Source organism: Halovenus anhuiensis (assembly GCF_037080055.1).
In the GTDB taxonomy this organism is placed as follows: domain Archaea; phylum Halobacteriota; class Halobacteria; order Halobacteriales; family Haloarculaceae; genus Halovenus.
Map to the genome: position 1 here is coordinate 163,703 of NZ_JBAOJI010000001.1, position 19,308 is coordinate 183,010.

16 protein-coding genes are annotated in these 19,308 nt (G+C 61.7%); 5 read left to right on the top strand and 11 right to left on the bottom strand.

Translation table 11 applies throughout. The annotated features are described in order from the left end of the window. Positions 1–26: 26 nt before the first annotated feature. The 3 genes from V8P86_RS00845 to V8P86_RS00855 all read right to left on the bottom strand — a co-directional run bounded on the left by V8P86_RS00845 (position 27) and on the right by V8P86_RS00855 (position 4,799). Positions 27–1,067 carry an NAD(P)-dependent alcohol dehydrogenase gene (locus V8P86_RS00845; protein WP_336325340.1) on the bottom strand — a complete coding sequence of 347 codons (1,041 nt, stop codon included), beginning with the start codon at positions 1,065–1,067 and terminating at the stop codon, positions 27–29. 71 nt (positions 1,068–1,138) lie between these two features. Further along, complete coding sequence (locus V8P86_RS00850) at positions 1,139–1,888, bottom strand: response regulator receiver protein (RefSeq protein ID WP_336325341.1); 750 nt, start codon at positions 1,886–1,888, stop codon at positions 1,139–1,141. A gap of 73 nt (positions 1,889–1,961) precedes the next feature. Then, positions 1,962–4,799, bottom strand: a complete 2,838-nt coding sequence (locus V8P86_RS00855) for a PAS domain S-box protein (RefSeq protein WP_336325342.1) — start codon at positions 4,797–4,799, stop codon at positions 1,962–1,964. 176 nt (positions 4,800–4,975) lie between these two features. Here V8P86_RS00855 and V8P86_RS00860 point away from each other — a divergent pair, with 176 nt between their 5' ends. Beyond that, positions 4,976–6,163 carry an outer membrane protein assembly factor BamB family protein gene (locus V8P86_RS00860; protein WP_336325343.1) on the top strand — a complete coding sequence of 396 codons (1,188 nt, stop codon included), beginning with the start codon at positions 4,976–4,978 and terminating at the stop codon, positions 6,161–6,163. 13 nt (positions 6,164–6,176) lie between these two features. Here V8P86_RS00860 and V8P86_RS00865 read toward each other — a convergent pair whose 3' ends face one another. The 6 genes from V8P86_RS00865 to V8P86_RS00890 form a co-directional block, all read right to left on the bottom strand. After that, complete coding sequence (locus V8P86_RS00865) at positions 6,177–7,130, bottom strand: alpha/beta fold hydrolase (protein ID WP_336325344.1); 954 nt, start codon at positions 7,128–7,130, stop codon at positions 6,177–6,179. Positions 7,131–7,190: 60 nt separating this feature from the next. Then, on the bottom strand, positions 7,191–7,856 hold the full coding sequence (locus tag V8P86_RS00870; protein ID WP_336325345.1) for a hypothetical protein: 666 nt from the start codon (positions 7,854–7,856) through the stop codon (positions 7,191–7,193). Between the two features lie 46 nt (positions 7,857–7,902). Then, positions 7,903–10,602 (bottom strand): DNA mismatch repair protein MutS, encoded by a 2,700-nt coding sequence (mutS, locus tag V8P86_RS00875; RefSeq protein WP_336325346.1) that lies wholly within the window; start codon positions 10,600–10,602, stop codon positions 7,903–7,905. 44 nt (positions 10,603–10,646) lie between these two features. Further along, a complete protein-coding gene (locus V8P86_RS00880; RefSeq protein WP_336325347.1) occupies positions 10,647–11,684 on the bottom strand; it encodes an LLM class flavin-dependent oxidoreductase in 1,038 nt (345 codons plus the stop codon). Positions 11,685–11,730: 46 nt separating this feature from the next. Next, positions 11,731–12,330 (bottom strand): hypothetical protein, encoded by a 600-nt coding sequence (locus tag V8P86_RS00885; protein WP_336325348.1) that lies wholly within the window; start codon positions 12,328–12,330, stop codon positions 11,731–11,733. Between the two features lie 97 nt (positions 12,331–12,427). After that, positions 12,428–13,735 (bottom strand): acetamidase/formamidase family protein, encoded by a 1,308-nt coding sequence (locus V8P86_RS00890; RefSeq protein ID WP_336325349.1) that lies wholly within the window; start codon positions 13,733–13,735, stop codon positions 12,428–12,430. 145 nt (positions 13,736–13,880) lie between these two features. Between V8P86_RS00890 and V8P86_RS00895 the strand changes: the two genes are divergently transcribed. Further along, entirely contained in the window at positions 13,881–15,023 is a 1,143-nt protein-coding gene (locus tag V8P86_RS00895) for an acyl-CoA dehydrogenase family protein (protein ID WP_336325350.1), read from the top strand. A 4-nt stretch (positions 15,024–15,027) separates the two neighbouring features. Here the strand turns inward: V8P86_RS00895 and V8P86_RS00900 are convergent, their stop codons facing one another. Then, positions 15,028–15,762 carry an SDR family oxidoreductase gene (locus V8P86_RS00900; protein WP_336325351.1) on the bottom strand — a complete coding sequence of 245 codons (735 nt, stop codon included), beginning with the start codon at positions 15,760–15,762 and terminating at the stop codon, positions 15,028–15,030. An 84-nt stretch (positions 15,763–15,846) separates the two neighbouring features. On the opposite strand from V8P86_RS00900, the gene V8P86_RS00905 reads away from it, so the two are divergent. Both V8P86_RS00905 and V8P86_RS00910 read left to right on the top strand, forming a co-directional pair. Beyond that, entirely contained in the window at positions 15,847–16,302 is a 456-nt protein-coding gene (locus V8P86_RS00905) for a DUF5814 domain-containing protein (RefSeq protein ID WP_336325352.1), read from the top strand. A 45-nt stretch (positions 16,303–16,347) separates the two neighbouring features. Next, positions 16,348–17,481, top strand: coding sequence for a serine hydrolase domain-containing protein (locus tag V8P86_RS00910; RefSeq protein ID WP_336325353.1), 1,134 nt, complete (start codon positions 16,348–16,350; stop codon positions 17,479–17,481). A gap of 34 nt (positions 17,482–17,515) precedes the next feature. Here V8P86_RS00910 and V8P86_RS00915 read toward each other — a convergent pair whose 3' ends face one another. Continuing rightward, positions 17,516–17,710 (bottom strand): cold-shock protein, encoded by a 195-nt coding sequence (locus V8P86_RS00915; protein ID WP_336325354.1) that lies wholly within the window; start codon positions 17,708–17,710, stop codon positions 17,516–17,518. Positions 17,711–18,059: 349 nt separating this feature from the next. On the opposite strand from V8P86_RS00915, the gene V8P86_RS00920 reads away from it, so the two are divergent. Continuing rightward, on the top strand, positions 18,060–19,232 hold the full coding sequence (locus V8P86_RS00920; protein ID WP_336325355.1) for a tubulin/FtsZ family protein: 1,173 nt from the start codon (positions 18,060–18,062) through the stop codon (positions 19,230–19,232). Positions 19,233–19,308: the final 76 nt, after the last annotated feature.

Here is a 19,308-nt window from a genome sequence, read left to right on the forward strand (position 1 = left end):
ATTGACAATCCGATGGTGTGGCTCGTCTACGGCGTTATCACGGCCCGGCCGTCGATCTCACCATGCTCCAGTTTCTCCGCCACTTCGTTGATTTCTCCGAGGTCGTACCGACTGGTATGCAGGTCGACGTAGTCGTTTTCGACCAACGCAACGAGTTCCTGTAACTCGGTGTACTGCCCGACGATATTGCCGACAAAGGAGAATTCTCCGTCGACCAGTGCTTGGGAGGGTTCGTGGACGTGGCCGCCGTAGCCGATGATGTGGTGATCGCCACCCGCGGCAGTGATATCGGGTGCCAGTGCGGTCGTCTCGTCTGCACCGACGAAATCCAGTACCTGCTCGGCCCCCCGCTCGTCGGTGATCGTGTCGATTTCCTCGGCGATATCCTGTGACGACGGATCGAGTGTGTGCTGGGCACCGAGGTCGCTCGCGAGGTCGCGTGCCGACTGCTTGATATCCAGCGCAACGATGTCGGCCGCGCTCATCGCATCGACACACTGCAGGCCGATGTGACCCAGCCCACCGATGCCGATGACGACAGCGGTATCCCCCGGATTGAGGTCGTCGACCGCTTTTTTCGCGGCGTGATAGGCGGTGATTCCCGCGTCGGCGTGGGGCGCGATGTCGATCGGGTCGACGCCGTCCGGAAGCGGGATGACGGCCCGTTCGCTGGTGTGCAACTGATCGGCGAAGCCACCGTCGGTCGTCAGGCCGTTGAACGCCGCGTTCTCGCAGTACATCGTCTCGCCCTGCCGACACGGGCGGCAGGTGCCGCAGGTCTGGACCGGGTGACAGATCACCTGATCGCCCTCGGAGACGAGACTGACTTCTTCGCCGGTATCGACGACCGTGCCGGCGTTCTCGTGGCCGAGCGTCATCGGGAGTTCCTGCGGAACGTAGTCGGTCCACATCCCCTCGATGATGTGGTTGTCAGTCTGGCACCAGCCAGCGCCGTCAACCTCGACGATCACGTCGTCGCTGGCTGTCACCTGTGGTGCGTCGATCTCGTCGATCGAGAGCCCATCCCCCATGTTCTCGGTGTACTCGTGGAGTCGTGCCGCGCGCATAGCCAGATAGTTGTCTGGATTCCTAATAAAAGACTCCCACAATCCGAACCGCCTACGTCGCATCAGGGTGATTACTGCTTGTAGACGTGTGTTTGCTGATGGCTGGGATCGTTTTCCATGATGACGTTCCCGCACTGCGTACACCGCCAAACGTATGCCGCAATCCGCTTCAGCGTGCCGGCGTTCTCTGAATCCGCCCACTCCTCCTTGCAGTTCGGGCACCGATCTGGCCAGTATTTACTGTCGACATCCTCTTTCGATTCAGTCCGCTCGGCATCGAGCGTGAGCGCGCGCATGACCGCAGCAACGTCGTCATCTGACAGCCGTTCGCGGTACTGCTCGAGCCTGGACTGCAGCGTCGTGGCCGTCTCTCTGAGTCTCTGGATCTCCTCGTCTTCGGCCGGTTCTGCTCGCTCGCGGGCGACCAGTGTCATCCTCGCTCGGTAATAGAGCTGCAGTGCTTGGTGGTAGTTGCGTCGGCAAAGCAACTGGTCGACGTGTTCCTGAAGCTCCTCCTCGAACACCGGCTTCGTGAGATGGCTCTCGGACTCGAACTCGGGAAAGCTCGCAGACCGTGGGCGAATTGCCAGAACTCGACACAGCTGTGACTCGGCTCTGATAATCTCGACGAGTGTCTCTGCCGCACCGTCGGCGAACTCCTCGTTGACGACTGCGACTGCCAGCCCGCTGTCCACGTGTTTCTGTGCTGTCTGCTTCGAGGAGGCGACACGGACGTCGTACGCTTCGAGCCAGAGTGCGTACAACTCGGCACGCGTTTTGTTGTCCTCGAAGACGGCGACAGTCGCATCGGATTCGTCCATGATGTGTTAAGTATACTGGGTTCCGAGTGATCCGAGCGGTTTTCTGTCGGTCCGGTCGGTGCGCTGAGCGCCCTCACTCATCGTCACTGACACCAATCCCGTCCAGTGTTCCGTTCAACCGATCTCCGACTTCTCTCGACGTGACAGATCTCGTGTGAACGGTCACGAGGTCGTCGATCAGGTCCTCGACCCGTTCGAGCGAGCGTTCTGCTGCTTCGAGATCGGCAGAGCCAATCTCGGATTGGGCTTGCTGGACTGGAATCCTGAGGTCCTCGGCGAGCAACTCACCGAACTCTTCGAGGCGTCGGGCAACCTCCTGTTCGTGTTCTTTGATCGTCGTGACATCTTGAAGGAATCCGACGAAATGTGTCGTCGAACCGTCCTCGCCCGCGACGGGTGCGAGCGAGATCCGCCCCCAAAAAGGATCCCCGTCCGCCCGGTACAGCAACGCTACGAGAGACGCAGAGCGTTCTTCCTCGAAGGCCTCCCTCAGCTCTGATAACTGCGAATCTGCGGTTTCAGCTCCCGCGAGCATCGACAGTTGGCCTCCCTCGATGGCCGTCGGTTCGTGCCCCGTCAGTTGCTCGAAGCCGCTGTTCGCGTAGGTGATCGGGAAGCCGGAATCTGTTAGCTCGTGAATGGTGATTCCGATTGGAGCCTCGTCCATCGCGCGGTTTTTGAGCCGGAGTTCCCGCTCGCGCTCTCGGCGTTCGGTGATATCGGTCGCGATCCCGATAATCCGTCTCAATTCGCCGTCCTCGAAGACGCCAGAGGCTCGGTCGTGGACCCACCTGATCTCGCCGTCGGGCCGTTCGACACGATAGGTTTCCTCGTACTGTTGTGGGTCGGTCTGTTGCGTTTCGAGAGCGCGCTCGACTCGGTCGCGGTCCGCGGGGTGTATCGCCTCGACGAACGACTGTGGCTCGGCACGTAGCGACTCTGTCGACCGGCCCCACACTTCCTCATAGGCGTTGCTTACGAACTCCATCGTGTTCTTTTCGGGGTCGGTCATCCAGACCACGTCAGTGATGTTCTGACGGAGTTGCTCGAGTAGTTCGATCCGTCGTTTCCGCTCGGTAATGTCGATGTACGCGCCGAGCCACTCGACGGACCCGTCTTCGTTAGAGACGGTTTCCGACTTGAACAGAAACTCCCGCTCGGAGCCGTCGGCTGCGAGGCGTGTCACTTCTCTGGTGACTGGCTCACCTGCGCGCATCTTTTTGTTCATCTCCCGGGCCTCTGACTGCTCAGACTCCGGGACTAGATGTGGATCAATCGACGAGCCGACCACCTCTTTCGCGGCGACACCAAACTTGTTCTCGAACGCATCGTTAATCCTCAGCGGGATTGGATCTCCGTCCTCGAAGCTGACGTGCACGAACGGGTACGGCGCGGCGTCGAATACTGACTTGAGGCGGTCGCGTTCGCGCTGTAATTCTCGCTTTCGCTGCTTGCGCTCGGAGATATCCCGGATCACTCCGACCGACCCCTGGAACTGACCCTCGTCGAAGGGAAGCAAGGCCGTGTGATTCTCGGTCGGAATCTCCGTTCCGTCCGCAGTGATGCGGGTCATCTCCCACGTGGTACTCTGTTTGTTCTCGTCGTCCAGCAGTTCACGAATGACAGTCCGCCCCCGCTCGATCTCGGCATCGGGCAAGACTTTCGAGACGTGACTCCCGACGAGTTCCGACCGGTCGTAGCCAGTGTGTTCGAGAAAAGCATCGTTGACGTAGTTGTATCGACCATCGGCATCGAGGGCATACACTGGGTCAGCGAGAACGTTGATAATCGTCTCGTACCGGCGCAACTCTCGTTCTCGCCGTTTCCGCTCGGAGATATCACGACCGATACCGACGATCCCTCGGGTCGTCCCTTCGGCGTCGGTCAGTGCGGCGCCGGTGTAATCGAACGGGATCTGTTCGCCGTCTTTCGTGCGCATCTCCGCTTCGACGCTGCTCGAACCGGTCTCCAATATTTCTGAAATCGTGGTCGCGACGCGCTCACGATCATCCGCTGCGAAAAACTCGAGCGGACCCATCTCGTCGATCTCTTTGTCGGTGTAGCCCGTGACCGCAGAGAGATGATCGTTCCATCGGATCAGATTACCATCCGTGTCCAGCAAATAAAACACGTCATCGATCGTATCCAGTAGGAGGTCGATCAATGGCGTTGAGTGTTGCTCGGCGTCCGACTTGTGAAGTACATCTGCTATTGTTGCACACACCACGCGGTTCGCCCCTCCTCCCGGGATGGCTCGGAACCTGATTTCGGCTGGAACGAGTGTTCCGCTATGCTGGCGAAAGGAGACGGTTAGTGTCTCTCGGTCGAGATCGCCATCGAGGATCCGCTCGAAGCACTCTTCGATCCGTCGTACGTCTTCTTCCGCGACCAGGGAACTGAGAGGGTTCCCGACGAAGTCCGTCGGCGTCTCGGCCTCGACGACGCTACCGGTCCCCACAGTCGCCGTGACGATCCGGCCCTCGGAATCGAGCAGCAACGTCGTTTCAGATCGCATACCGGCGTCCTCCGAGAGTATCTGTCGGTGGGCGAGGACGTTGGTCAGCCGCTGGCCCAGCACGGCCGGTTCTGCGTCGCCGTCATTACGAACGTAGACATCAGCCGCGCCCGCGGCAACCGCATCAGCCCGATCCGACCGCTCTCCTGTCACGATGATAATGGGGACAGAAGCGAGGCCATCGATGCTCGCATCGAGTATATCCAGCCCGGAGCCGTCGGGAAGATCCATCTCGGCGACTACCCCCGCGACCGGGGTTTCTTCGAGCAGTGATATCGCCGCCGCAACCGTCTCGACTGACTGCACCGACTCCCCTAGATTGCAGTCCGCCACGGCCTCGTTTACGAGTTCGTCCTCCTCCCCGACATGAAGGAGAGCGTTGCTGTACGTGTCCATTACACAAAGTCGCGTACAGTATTGTATAAATCTACTGCACAGATTCTCAATGGTTGAACTGGCTCGTTGGTCCGTGTCGTGTGCCTGGAACTGTGATCGCTCGATGCAGACTCACAGATACCAGCCCCAAAGAAACCGTAGCAGCTAACTGGACCCGACTTGACGGATCGGACAGCATGACCGCTCGTCGACGGACACTGCTCCGAGTCGGACTAGCAGCCACCACCGGAGGGCTCGCTGGCTGTTCGATATTCGGAGGTGACGGCGGAAACCCCTCTACAGACGACGAGAAAGACTCACAGAATCCCGCCGTCCCGACCGACGAGTGGCACTCCTTGCAGCGGACGCCGGCCAACGACGGCGTCGCGGCGGAGACAACTGTTCCTGCCGACCCGACCGAACGCTGGCGGATCACGCTTCCCGCAGCAGTAGACTGCCAGCCAGTCGTCGGCGAGGACTCTCTTTTCGTGATTACGCGGGACGGAACGCTACACGCCCTCGAAACGACAACTGGCGAAACCGTCTGGACAGAATCACTCGGAGATACCCGTACGAAGTGTCCGGCCATCGTCGGGGAGACTGTCGTTGTGGGGACCGGCAACGGACAACTCCGTGCATTCGATCAAGGATCGGGTGACACCACGTGGACTATCGACACCCCGGGGGTTCCGGGTGATCCGACACCGTACGGCGACACCGTTTACGTCGGGACGGACGACGGAACGCTGCTCGGCATCGACGCGCCCTCGGCCGACGTACGAACTCGGATCGATGCGGGCGAGGCGGTGATCACTCCACCCGCAGTAACCGACCAACTGCTGTACGTCGGGTGCGGACAGGATATGCTCGACAACGAAGTGTTCGCGTTCGGCCGGGGCACCGGGACCGAACAGTGGCGGGCGGAGAGTTTCGGACCACAAGCAGTCGTCGCGACCGAGTATCGTATCGTGACTGTTCGCCGAGATGGGTTGTACCTATACAACCACAGCGGAGAGATCCGCGGCCAGTCGAGCGCGTCGATACCGCCGGCCGCGACCGGAGAAGTCCTCTACACCGGTGGCGGGACCGTCTCACCGATTTCGCTAGTTGAGGGCGGCCCTGACTGGGTCCACTGGCTCGAGAAGAATACTGATGCCCAGCCCGAAGTTACCGGGGGCATGAGCCTCGGCGAGACCACGTTGTGCGTTCCATATGCGAACTTCGACGGCGAGACACCGGAACCAGTGTTGTTGGGCTTGTCGACGGACTCCGGCAACCAGCAGTGGAAGCGAGCCCTCCCGGACGGATTCCCGACTGCGCCAGTCCTCGCCGACGAAGGAATTTTCGTCGGGACCGACAGCGGCACCCTGCTCGCCCTCGATTGATTGCCCTGGGCTGTCAGACCTGATCGGTTCGTTCGCGCTCGCTCTCTCCGAGTTCACCGCGAACCACGTCGACGAACTTCTCCGGGTGTTCGATGTGTGGGAGCAGTTTCGCTCGATCGAAGACGATCAGTCCGGCGTCGACGTGTTCGGCGAGTTGTCGGCCCTCGGAGATTGGTGTCACGTCGGCGTTGCGGCCCCAGACGAAGGTGATCGGGATGTCGACGTTCGAGAGGTGTTCTTCGAGCGAGCCCTCCGGATTGAGAAAGCCGCTGACGAAGGAGGCGGGCGCGAATCGGGAACCGGGCTGGTGACCGCTCGTCCACTCGTAGTCGACAATCTCCTCCGACAGGTTCTCGGCGTCGTAGTAGCCGTGATCGGTGTTGAAGTAGCGAATGGAAGGCTTGCTAACCATGAGATTGTACAGCCCCGTCCCGATCACCGGCGAGCGAAGCAGCGCGCGGACCAGCACCTGTCGGCTCCCCATCGAGGAATCGGTCGGACAGATACAGATCAGCCGGGACATCTCGACGTTCTGGGCGGCAGCGGCCGCATAGGAGTTCGTCAGCGAGGAGGCGACGACAATCGGCTCGTCGGTCAAGTCCTCGATCAGATCCTCGACGAACGCCTCGTACAGGGACGCGGAATACAGAAGCGGGGGGCGATCCGAGTGGCCGTACCCGGGTAGATCCGGCACGATGACGTGGTACTCCTCGGCGAGTGTCTCTGCGACTGTATAGTACTCGTGGCCCGACGCCGCGGCACTGGTTCCGTGCAACAAGAGGAGGTCCTCGTCGGCGGGGTCACCGAGTTCGGTGTAGCTGATGCCGAACCCGCGCCAGCGGTAGGTTCCCTGATCGCCGTCGAGATACGGCTCGAACTCCCCAGCGCGCGATTCCAGCACGCGATTGACGAGGGCGGTTGCACCCACGGCACCGGCCGCGCCGAGTACGACGTTTCGCAGTTTCATATCACGTCGTTGGTCCGTCGCAGATATATAAGTAGCCTTCCCCGTCGTCACTGCCGGGGGTCAGGCGGCAGCGAGTTCTTCGACCCGTTCGGCTAGCTCAACGGTCGTCGCCGAGAGCTGTTCGAGTTCTCCCGATTCGAGCCTGGTGAACGGGACTTCGCACTCGATTTTGCTTCCGGTGATCGTGAACGTCCCGATGGTCTCGACATCCATCAGCATCGCCTGCACCTCGGGGGAGAGCAACTGGCTGACATTTTCTTTCGACCCCCGGATCACGAACGCATCATCGAGCGCGTCGTTGCCGGTCTGGATCCCCTCGTCGGTCCCCCCCGAGCCGACGTATCGAAACTGGACGGTGAAGGAGGCACTCACTCCCTCGACGGCCGTCCGAATCGTCATGTGTGCCTGCGAGAAGACATCCGGAATCTGTGTTCGAACAGTGACCGAACGGCCGGCTTTGATCGTTTCGAGATCAGCCAGCGTGGTCCCCGTGTTGGTTTTGAACGACGACTGCTCGACCATCTGACTCCAGTGTCGGCGGTCGTACAGCGCGATGATCACCAGCCCGGCGATCCAGACGGTACTCAGCGAGAGAAACACTTCGGGACGGAGCAGTCCGCCGACGACCGGCTGGATGAGTTGGATGCCAGCACCGACCGCCAGTGCGAAAATCGTCCACAGTGCCTGCAAAAACTGCGTCCCAGTGACCCGACGCCAGTCGTCCATCGTTCTCCCCGTAGACGCACTGCCTCAAAATACCCGGGGATTCCGGTCAATCTCGTGATTCCAGCCGCCGCTGCACCGTCGCGAGCAGATTCATCGCTTCGAGTGGAGTCATCGTCGCGATATCTGCCTGCCGGATCTCCTCGAAGATGTCCGCTCCCTCGCCGTCGGGTGGATGTGCGGCCGTCTGTCCGCCCGTCGCAGATCCCGGTTCATCCTTCGGCTTTCCTCCGACGGAATCACTCTGGCGTGGACTCTCGCCCCGACCCGTCGTCTCGCCGTTCGTTCTGACGCCCCGTGTCGTCTCTCCGGGGGGCTGTCCAGTCTCGTCAGCCAGCACCTCGCGCGCCCGCTCGACGACAGTGGGTTCGATACCCGCCGTGGCCGCCACTTCGACGCCATATGAGGCGTCGGCGGTGCCGCGGGTCAGATCGTGTTCGAAGACGACGCCGTCGTCGGTCTGTGCCGTCTCGAAGTAGCGATTCGTCGCCCCATCGAGCGATTCGGCTACCCCTGTCAGATCGTGGTGATGCGTCGCAAAGAGCGTGAGTGCACCGGCCTCGTCGTGCAGAAACTCGGTGACAGCCTGTGCGATTGCGAAGCCGTCTGCCGTACTCGTTCCGCGGCCGACTTCGTCGAGCAAGACGAGTGACTGCTCGCTCGCGTGGTCGAGAATATCGGCGAGTTCGGTCATCTCGACCATGAACGTCGAGCGCCCGCCGGCGATATCGTCGCTGGCACCCACCCGAGTGAAGATTCTGTCGACGAGTTCGAGGCGGGCCTGCTCTGCCGGGACGAAACTCCCGGCCTGTGCGAGAATCACGATCAGCGCGACCTGACGCATGTAGGTCGATTTGCCGCTCATATTCGGCCCCGTGATGACGGCGACGCGCTCGTCGTCGTCGAGTGCGGTGTCGTTTGGGACGAACGAGGCCTGTGTCTGCTCGACGACGGGATGACGGCCTGCCTCGATATGGATGCCTTCGACGGCAGGATCGTCCGGACCGACGACGACCGGTCGACTGTACTCGTACTCGGCGGCGACAGTCGCGAAGGTGACTAACACGTCGAGTTCCGCCAACACGGCCGCCAGCGCCTGTAGATCCGCCGAGGCGTCGGCGACCGTCGAGCGAACCTCGCAGAACAGTTCGTATTCCAGGTCGTCGGCCCGAGTCTCTGCCCGAATAATCTCGTCCTCTCGTTCTTTGAGTTCGGGTGTGTAGTACCGCTCTGCGTTTTTCAGCGTCTGGCGGCGTTCGTAATCGTCGGGCACGCGGTCGAGATTCGCGTCGGTCACTTCGATGTAGTAGCCGTGGACGGAGTTGTGTCCGACCTTCAGCGAGTCGATGCCCGTCCGCTCACGCTCTGTGACTTCGAGATCGTCGATCCAGTCTTTCCCAGTTCGCTCGGTCTCTCGCAACTCCGCGAGTTCCTCGTCGAAGGCGGGCTTGATGATTCCACCCTCTGTGATCTCTCGGTCAGGGTCTTCCTGAATCGCGTCGTCGATCAAGATCCGCACGTCGTCCAGCGGGTCGAGTCGCTCCCGGATGGATCGCAGTTTCTCACACTCGGGGTCGCCGAGGGCCTCGCGCAGTTGCGGGATCACGTCCAGTGTCGCTTTCAGCGAGCGCAGATCACGGGCGTTGGCCCGTCCGCGGCCGATCCGCGAGACGAGTCGCTCGATATCATAGACATCCCGGAGGTGGTCGTGCAGTTGCTCGCGTGTCCGTACGTCGTCGCGTAGTTCACCGACGGCGTCGTGGCGGTCGCTGATCGCGTCGGGATCGATCAACGGCCGGCGCAGCCACTCGTCGAGTTCGCGCCGGCCGAGCGCAGAGGCGGTTTCGTCCAGCACGCCGGCGAGTGTGGCCTCTCCGTGTCCGCGGACGCTCCGCCGCTCGAACAGTTCCAGGCTCTCCAGCGCGACGGCGTCCAGCAGCATGTACTCTCGCGGGTCGTACCGGGTCAGATGGTTGAGGTAATCGAGTCGGTCTTCGGTGCCGCCGCGGGCGTACTCCGCGTATGCGAGGACGGCCCCGCAGGCGCTGATCTCGGCGTCTGTCGCGAGCAGGCGATCCGGTGCGCGGAAGTACTCGCCGACTTTCTCTGTCGCTCGCGACCCCTCGAAGGCCTCGTCCTCGAACGGGCTGACAGTGTAGGAGTCGACCAAGTCCTCGGGGACATCCGGGCCGACGATGACCTCCGCGGGGTCGAATCGGCCGAGTTCGTCGCCCACGGTCTCTGGGTCGTTCGCACTCGTTGCGTAGAAATCGCCGGTCGAGATATCGAGCACCGCACAGCCGATCTGACCCTCGACGGCCACCGCGGCGAGGTAGTTGTTTCGCTCGGTGTCGAGCAGTTCGTCTTCGGTCAGCGTCCCCGGCGTGATGATTCTCGTCACTGCACGGTCGACGACGCCGGTCGTCTCCTCGGGATCCTGAACCTGATCCGCGACAGCGACTCTAAAGCCTGCGTCGAGCAGGCGGTCGATGTACGATTCGGCGTTCTCGATGGGAATCCCGGCCATCGCGTACTCGCCGGTGGAGTCCTCGCGCTGGGTGAGCGTGATCTCACACGTGCGCGCAACCGTCTCCGCTGCTTCGCAAAAGGCTTCGTAGAAATCTCCAACTTGAAACAGAACGAGCGCCTCGTCGTACTGCTCACAAAGCTCGAAATACTGGGCCATCATCGGCGTCAGATCCTCGCGCCGGTCGGCCATCTTCTCTGGTGGACCCAGTGCCTGATCCATAGCTATGTGGCCGTCTTCCGGGGACTAATACCTTTCATCTCCCGCTAGTCCTGTTCAGATTCGGTCAGTCCGACTCCGTCTGCCAGCAGTTCGTGCGAGCGCAGGGCCTCGTCGTGATCGGTGACGACGTGCTGAATCATCACCTCGTCGACGCCGACACGATCAGCCAGTTGATTGAGCAGTCCCGCGAGCGTCTCTGGACTCCCGGAGATAGCTCGCGGCCACTCGCCCTCGTCGAGCGTGGCGGGTGTCGGGTCGGGGACCGATCCCAGTTCGTCAATCGCTTCTTCGACGGACGGCCTCGTCCCGACGACGCCGCGTTGCATCCGCTTGTAGGTGGCCTCGGCCACCGCTCGCAATCGAGCCGCTGCCTCGTCAGAGTCGGCACAGACGGCGTTCACCGCAACCATCCCGTCCGGTTCGTCGATCCCGCCGCCGAGTTCGGAGGGCTGGAACTGCTCGCGGTAGGTCTCGAACGATTGGACGGCCAGTTCAGGTCGAATGAACGCTGCGAAACAAAATCGAAGACCGAGTTTTGCTGCGATCGCCGCGCTCGATGGGCTCGACCCGAGCACCCACGGCACGGGTGGTTCCTCGCCGGAGCGAGGTAGTTCGAGGTCACTGTAGGCGTGTCCGTCCGGGTATTCGTCGTAGAGGTGGGTGACGACCGCCTCGATTTTCTCGGCGTGGTCCTCGTCGGGGTTCTGGACTCGGCGGCTGGTTCCGAGAGCACGGTCGGCGGCCGGCGATCCGTTCGCCCGACCGAGGCCCGCGTCGATTCGGCCCGGTGCCAGCGCGTCGAGCGTGCCGAACTGCTCTGCGACTTTGAACGGACTGTAGTGGTTGAGCAGGACGGCCCCGGAGCCGAGTCGGATCGAGTCGGTCTTCGCGGCGAGATGGCCGAGTAACACCTCGGGTGTCGTCCCGGCAAGTGTTTCGGCCATGCCGTGGTGTTCGGCCACCCAGAACCGCTCGAATCCGAGTCGTTCGGCCTGCTGTGCTGTCTCGACGGTCTGTTCGTAGGCAGCAGTCGCCGTTCCGTCTTCGGGGACCGGAGAGAGATCGACCGCGGAGAGTTTCATAGACCGGGTTCGCGCTGGCGAAGGTTAGCTGCTGCGAAGCCCAGTTTCAGTAGCCCCACCGGATGCCAGACATCGTGGCGACGACAGCAACCATCAACACGAGTTCGATCAGACTCAGCATGCCGTACTTTTTGTTCAGGGCAGCGAGTCGTTCGTGGTCGGTCTCTTCGGCTGCGAGTTCGTCGAACATTCCGGAGGTGAAAGAATGGAGCGGCCCGAAACCGAGGACGAGCAGTGCGATGCTGAGCGCCAGTGCAGCCCACAGCGATGGGGTGGGCGAGGCCCACAACTCCAGCATGCTGGCGAGGCCGATTCCCGACCCGACGACGCCGACGGAGACGGGTTCCATGAGGAGGTTCATCTTCGGAACGAATCCCTCGGCGAACTCTACGTTCGCTTCGTCTGAGAGACTCCCCATGACAGGACCGAGCACCACCGCACCGAGGACGGCCGTTCCGAACCAGAACGCACCGAGAAAGAGGTGGATGGTGAACATGAGCTGGTAGCTGCCCGAGACGTAGCCAAAGATGGGGAGCACCAGCGGCAAGACGACGGCACCGACCGTGAACGGTCGGCTCGCAGCATCAGCCATCAACCGATACCGTTCGCGTCGTGTCGCGGGCCGTTGTGCATCAGCTAGTGACACGTACGATCACCGTACATGGAATGTCCATTATAACCATCTCACAAAAAAGTGGTGAGCACAGCCAATATTGCAGGGGTCGCGCGTGGAGTTGCCTCCCCTACAGATCGTATTGGTCGCGAACGAGTCCGTCGATGCCGCGGTCTTCGAGGATATCGAGTGGCGCGAGCATGTCGAGTTGGACGACACCGGGGAGTCGGCCGATCTGGACGCCGCCGGTGAAGGTACACCGCGCTCGGATCTCGCCTTCGCTCATATCGAGCAACTGGCCCGTCCGGTCGAAGGCGTTCTGCGTGGCGTCGTTGACGGTCGCACCGGAGCCAACGACCTGAATCGGCCCCATCTCTTCGTCGACTTCGACGCCGTGTTCTTCACCGAGTCCCCGACCTGCTTCGCGCTCCTCGTCGCTGTACGGTTTGCTGATAAATGGCAGATCCTCCTCGTTGGGGAGTAGGACTGGCCCATCGAGTTCGAGGCCGTCGATCACCTCGACATCCATCGTCACTGTGCCGCTCACGTCGGTGGTGTGCAGCGACAGTTCACCGTCGCCTTGATTCGCGTGCAGATCACCGACGTAGACCCCACCGCCCTCGATATCCACAGGGCAGATCAGCGTCGCGCCCGGCCGAACCTCCGAGATGTCCATGTGACCGTCCGTGCGCTTTTCGAGGTCTTCCTCGGTTTCGACGCCGTAGTCGTGGTCCGCCCCGATGAGGTTCTGGCCGAAGTCACCTGCGTTGTGCGAGTCCGGCATCGTCACCGAGGGCGTGGTCCCGATGTTGCCGATGAAGGGTTGGAGACGGCCGAGTGTGCCGGGCATCCCGTCGGGTTCGTACAGCAAAATCGGGTGCTGGCGGGAGTTCTCGGGGATGTCCATCACTTCCTCGGCGTTGGTGGCGAGTTCGTGCGCGCCGTCCTTGTCGAGTGTTAGCCCCACTGCATTCTCGTGGTCGAAGGCGACCGTGTAGCCGTACTCGAAGCCGAATGAAGAGGCGTTTGCCCCGCACTCGGCGCATTTGATCGCGTCTTCTCCCGTTCCCTCAACGACGGAGTCGGGCCACGTCGTCCCGCACTCTGGACACTTGTGGTCGACGAACGGGTCGTCGCCGAAGGCTTCCTCGCGTTCGGCCATCGATCCCGTGCTGGTCGCCATGCTCGTCACTTCCACGTCACGGATGTGGATCGCCACGGCGTCACCGACTTCGGCCCCTTCGACTCTGATCGGCCGTGTCACCTCGTGGCCGCCGCGAAACGAAGGTGTAACCATCGGTCCCCAGCAACCCGGCGGTGTGTACGTCTTGACTGTTCCCCCGTCAGCGACGGTCCCGGCCCACTCCTGGTCCGGACCGACGAGTCCGACCGTGTACTGATCCACGTACAGTTCCTCCTCGACACTTTGTTGTGACATACCATAACATAGAACGGCGCTGAGAAAAATAACACTGGCGCTCGCGGCACAGCAGGAAAGCCCCGCCTGTTCAGTCACGTGGCCCTCGTCGGGCGGTGCATCACCAAAGTGCTTAGTAATCCAGTGTGAGTGTGTCTGGGGTATCATGGAGTTCCAGCTAACTAAGGCCCAGCGCCACCTCCGCGAGGAGGCCCGGAGGTACGCACAGGAGGTTATCGAACCACAGGCAATCGAACTGGATCGGGCCGGAGCACATCCGACCGATATCCTCGACGAACTCGGCGAGCGGGGGTACGCGGGCATCACAGTTCCAGAACAGTACGGCGGAATGGGGGAGGGACCGGTCGAACTCGCAGTTCTGATCGAAGAACTCTCCGCCGCGCTCATGCCCGTCGCGAGTGCGCTCGGGCTACATCTCGGCGTCGCGGAAGTCATCGAGCGGTTCGGCACCGACGAGCAGCGCGAGCAGTATCTTCCGGAGATGGTTACCTACGATACGGTCGGCGTCCTCGGACTGAGCGAGGAACACGCCGGCAGTAACAAACTCCAGATGGAGACGACCGCACAGCGTGAGGGTGACGAGTGGGTTCTGGACGGGCACAAGCAGTGGCTGACCAACTTCCTGCACGGCGATTACGTCCTCACCTACGCCAAGACGGGTCCCGAGGAAAAGAGTCCGAACAACATCACGGCGTTTCTCGTTCCAACAGCGGAATTCGAGGTCGAGGAGGTCTGGGACACCCACGGCGCTCGAACCGTCAAATCACCGCGGGCTTCGCTGTCGGGGGTGCGGGTGCCAGACGCCCAGCGCGTCGGAGCGGTCGGTGAGGGGTACGTCCAGCGCGGCGAACTCACGACGGGGATCAACGTGCCCGCCCGCGGCATCGGTATCGCCCGGGCAGCGCTCGACGACACTGTCGACTACACCAGCCAGCGCGAACAGGCCGACCAGCAGATCAGCGACCATCAGGGCGTCAGGTGGGAAGTCGGTGAGATGGCCCAGCGTGTCGATTCCGCACGGCTGTTGACCCTCCGGGCGGCGTCCCGTGCCGACCGCGGAGCAGACACGGCCCGCGAGTTCAGTATGGCCAAGGTGACTGCGACGGAGGCTGCCGTCGAGAACGCCAACACGGCGATGCAACTCCACGGCGGTATCGGCTACACGACCGAAACACATGTCGAGCGATATCTCCGGGACGCCAAGCTACTCACACTCGCCGGCGGTCCGAACGAAGGCCACAAGGACACGCTCGGGGATGCGGTCTACGCGGCCCATCCTCGTGAATGAACGCTCACAGAAGCTTCTGCTCCCAGTCGTCGGCCGCGAGTGATTCGCCGGTGATCCCGTCGGGGCCCTGGGCCAGCAGCGCAACGGCGGCGTCGTCCATCACGTCGGCATCGAGAATGTCTTCGCGCTCCTCGTCCGGCAGTTGATCCCAGAAGCCGGTATCGACGCGGCCACCCGGATCGAGGCCGTTGACGTTGACACCGTGCTCTTCGAGTTCCATCGACTGCGTCCGGAGGATCCCTTCGAGGGCCCACTTGGTCCCGACGTAGGGACCGAAGTTCGGAGCCCCTCGCCGCCCGAACCCGGAGGAGATGTTGATGATGTTGCCCCGCCCTGCGTCGACCAGTTCGGGCACGACGTATTTCGAGAAGAGGAACACGCCCGTGATGTTCACGTCGACAATTTTCCGGAAGTCCTCGGTTTCGACTTCGTGCAGCGGCATTCCGCCGCCGTACATGCTCAACAGGCCGATGCCGGCGTTGTTGACGAGGCCAGTCACTTCTCCGTACTCCTCGACGGCCGCCTCGACGACCGCCGACACCTCGGATTCCTCGGTTACGTCCGCCGTGGCGACGAGCGTCTCGCCGTCGGCCTCCGCTGCAACCCGATCGAGTTCGTCTTTGCTGCGGGCCGTCAACACGACGTTTGCGCCCTCACGTGCGAATCGCTTCGCCATCGACTCCCCCAGTCCTGCGCTCGCACCCGTTACGATTACCGTCTCACCGTCCAGTGTCGTCATGCCTCGCTGTTCGACCTCCGGTGATTTGTATGCTGTGTCAAATCGGACTGTTTTTGCGAACCCGTGACGTAACGTAGGCTAACTGTGGCGATCACCGACAAAATCTATCTGAAAAACCACCAACAGATCGTCTCCCAGATGGAGACATCCTTCCCGAAGGGCGCGTTCAACGGGGCGACGATGGACATCCTCTATCAGGGGTCGGGGCTGGCCGAACTCGACGACGCGACCAGAGACCGTATTCTCGACTTCGCCGAGGATTTCCTCGATTGTGACTGTGAGGCCAATCCCCACTGTGGCTGTCCGGAGCGGAAATTCACTCGCTACCTCCTCGAACTCCGCGAACAGGGTCTCGGGCCGGACGCCGTCGTCGACGTGATGGGCGACGACTACATGCTCTACGCCTACCCCGGCGACATCCTCTCCTTTCTGGATAGTTCGGTCCGAACACTCGAAGCAGCCGAAACCCTCGCCGACGTGGACGGCCAGACCGAGGCTGGCGAGCAGATCCGCGCAGTCCGGGAGAATCTCGTCCGATAGTTCCGCCGCCCGTACTTTTAACTCACGTCCTGCGGAGTATCCGGTATGTCATCACTGACAGACGAGGAAATCGAGCGACTGCGCGGGGCGTTCGACCGGCATATCACAGTCGGCCTCCACCACGGCGCACAGTTGGCGGTCTACCTGGACGGCGAGTTGGTCGTCGACTTCGCAGGCGGGACGACCGGCCCCGACGGCGAGGAGACGACGAGCGACCAGCGTCATCTGGTCTTCTCCTGTACGAAACCGTTCGTCGCGACGGCGATTCACCAACTCGTCGAGGAAGGTGAACTCTCCTACGACGACCGACTGGTCGAGTACTGGCCAGAGTTCGCCAACGAGGGCTCTCAGAAGGCCGAGATCACTGTCGAGAACGTCCTCGATCACACGGCCGGCATTCCCGTCGGCGAACTCGACGAACACACCGAGCGGTGGACCGACTGGGAGGCCGTCGTCGAGGCGATGGAAGAAATCGAGCCGCTGTTTACGCCGGGCGAACAGCCCGCCTATCACCCCACGAACTACGGCTGGCTCACCGGCGAACTCATCAACCGCGTGACCGGCACGCCGGTCCGAGAGGTCGTCGCAGAGCGTGTCTTCGACCCGCTGGGGATGGACGACAGTTCGATCGGGGTCGGCGAGGACGGGGATCCGGACGACGTCGCGACACTGGCTGGGTTCGAGGAGTTCGACCGCTGTCGGGATCCAGGAGAAGGACTCGGCATTCCAGCCCCCGGGTCGGCGAAAACGTTCAACGATCCGGCGATTCGGCGGGCGGTCATCCCCGCGGCCAACGGTATCAGTACGGCGCGGGATATGGCGCGGTTTTACGCCTGTCTCGCCAACGGCGGCACCCTCGACGGCGTCGAACTGCTCTCGGAGGACACCGTCGAGCACGCCACGTCGATCCACGCCGAAACCGACTCGGACGGGACGCTCAGTCGGCCCGCTCGCTACGGCCTCGGCGTCTGGATCGGCGGCCTCGCGAACGACATGTTCGGCACGGTCAGCACCGATTCGGCGTTCGGTCACGCCGGACTCGGCAGTAACTTCGGCTGGGGCGATCCGGAGTTGAACGTTGGCTTCGCCTACGTGACCAACGGGATCCGTGAGGAATCGTACGAACAGGCAGCCAGAATGAACGCCATGGCCGACGCTGTTCGATTAATAGTAGAGTAATTACGTCGCCGTCAGGCGACGGAGAAATCCCGAATTAGAGTCGAACGACGTCGGTCGCGCGTGGACCCTTCGGTGCGTCCTCAATCTCGAATTCGATCTCTGTACCTTCACTTAGATCCTCGCCGCCAACGTCCTCCATGTGGAAGAAAACGTCTTCGTCGGAATCGTCCGTATCGATGAAACCGTAACCGCCTGTATCGTGGAAGAAATCCACCTTACCGTTTACCATTGCAAATAGACGGATGTGATGTCGTTATATAAAGGTTCTGGATAAGTATCCAGTACTCCCTCCAGCAAAAGTACGAATGACTACTACGGTTCGGGATCTGAAGACATTGTCCGGTCAGTGTTTCGGGCGAATACAGCCGGGAGTTAGCTTTCGATCGGTATTTGTGTCGGATCGGCAGTTCTCCGAATGTCGTCTGCCCGGTATCGCCTCACCGGACGGTCGAGCCGGAGTGTGCGATAGGTGCGCAAATCTTGCCTCGGCGGCCGGTCGTCGGAGTAACGAACTATTACTTCGACCGGCGGGGAGTAACCAGCGATATACAAAGTGCAATCTCCGATACGATTCAGTGATGAAATTAGCAGTCATTGGATTCGGCAACGCGGGCGGGAAGATCACAGACAAACTGGTCTGGTACCAACAGGCGGCCGATCGTGATCTGATTCGGTCCGCGATCTCGGTCAATTCAGCGCGGGTCGACCTCGCGCGACTCGAGCATCTGCCCCGGGAGAACCAAATTCTGATCGGGCAGACCGACGACCGCGTGAAAGGTCACGGTGCCGGAGCAGATCCGGACCTCGGCGCAGAGATTACGGAGAGGGATCGCCACGAAATCGACCGGGCACTGGACATGGTTCCGATGTACGAAATCGACGCCTTCCTCGTCGTTGCCGGCCTCGGCGGCGGGACCGGCAGCGGCGGCGCACCCCGAATCGCCGAACAGATCAACGACCGCTACGACGAGCCAGTCTACGGGCTCGGGGTGCTGCCGAGCAAAGACGAAGGCGGTCGGACCGTACTGAACGCTGCTCGCTCGTTTCAGTCCTTCGCCGACGCGACCACGAATCTGATCCTCTTCGACAACGATGTCTGGCGGGGCAGCGGCGACTCGGTGGAGGCCGGCTACGAGCGAACCAACGAGGAAATCGCGCGGCGGATCATCACGCTGCTGGGTGCGGGTGAGATCGATAGCTCCAACATCTCGGAACACGCGATGGATTCAAGCGACATCCGGCGGACGCTTTCCGGCGGCGGGGTCAGCACCATCGCGTACGCCGAAAGCAAGGAGGTAATCGATTCGGGCGGACTGCTCAGCAGCCTCCGATCGAACGGCACCAAGCCACTGGACGATCCAGACTGGGCGACCAAGGTCAACGGACTGGTCCGACAGGCGGTCCAGTCTCGGATGACCTGTCCTGCCGAGATCGACTCGGCCGAGCGGTCGCTGATCGTCCTTTCCGGCCCGCCCGAAGCACTCTCCCGGAAGGGGCTCGAAAGCGGTCGCCGCTGGCTCGAACAGCAGACCGACAGCGTCGAAGTACTCTCCGGCGACGATCCTCGTCCGGGCGCAGGCTCTCTCGCCGCTGTGGTCTTGCTGGCGAACGTGACCGATGTCCCGCCGATCGACGCACTCCAGGAACTGGGCGTGAAAGCAAAAGAGAATATCGAAGCCCAGCGGGAACGTCGAGAAGAGCAGTTCGAAGAGCTCGTGACCGACGACGATGACGCACTTGACCCCGTGTAGGGTTCGATTTCTATACGTGTTTGTCAATCGTTACCGTGAGAGGAACTATTAAGATGACGTAGTCCAACCTTGTCGT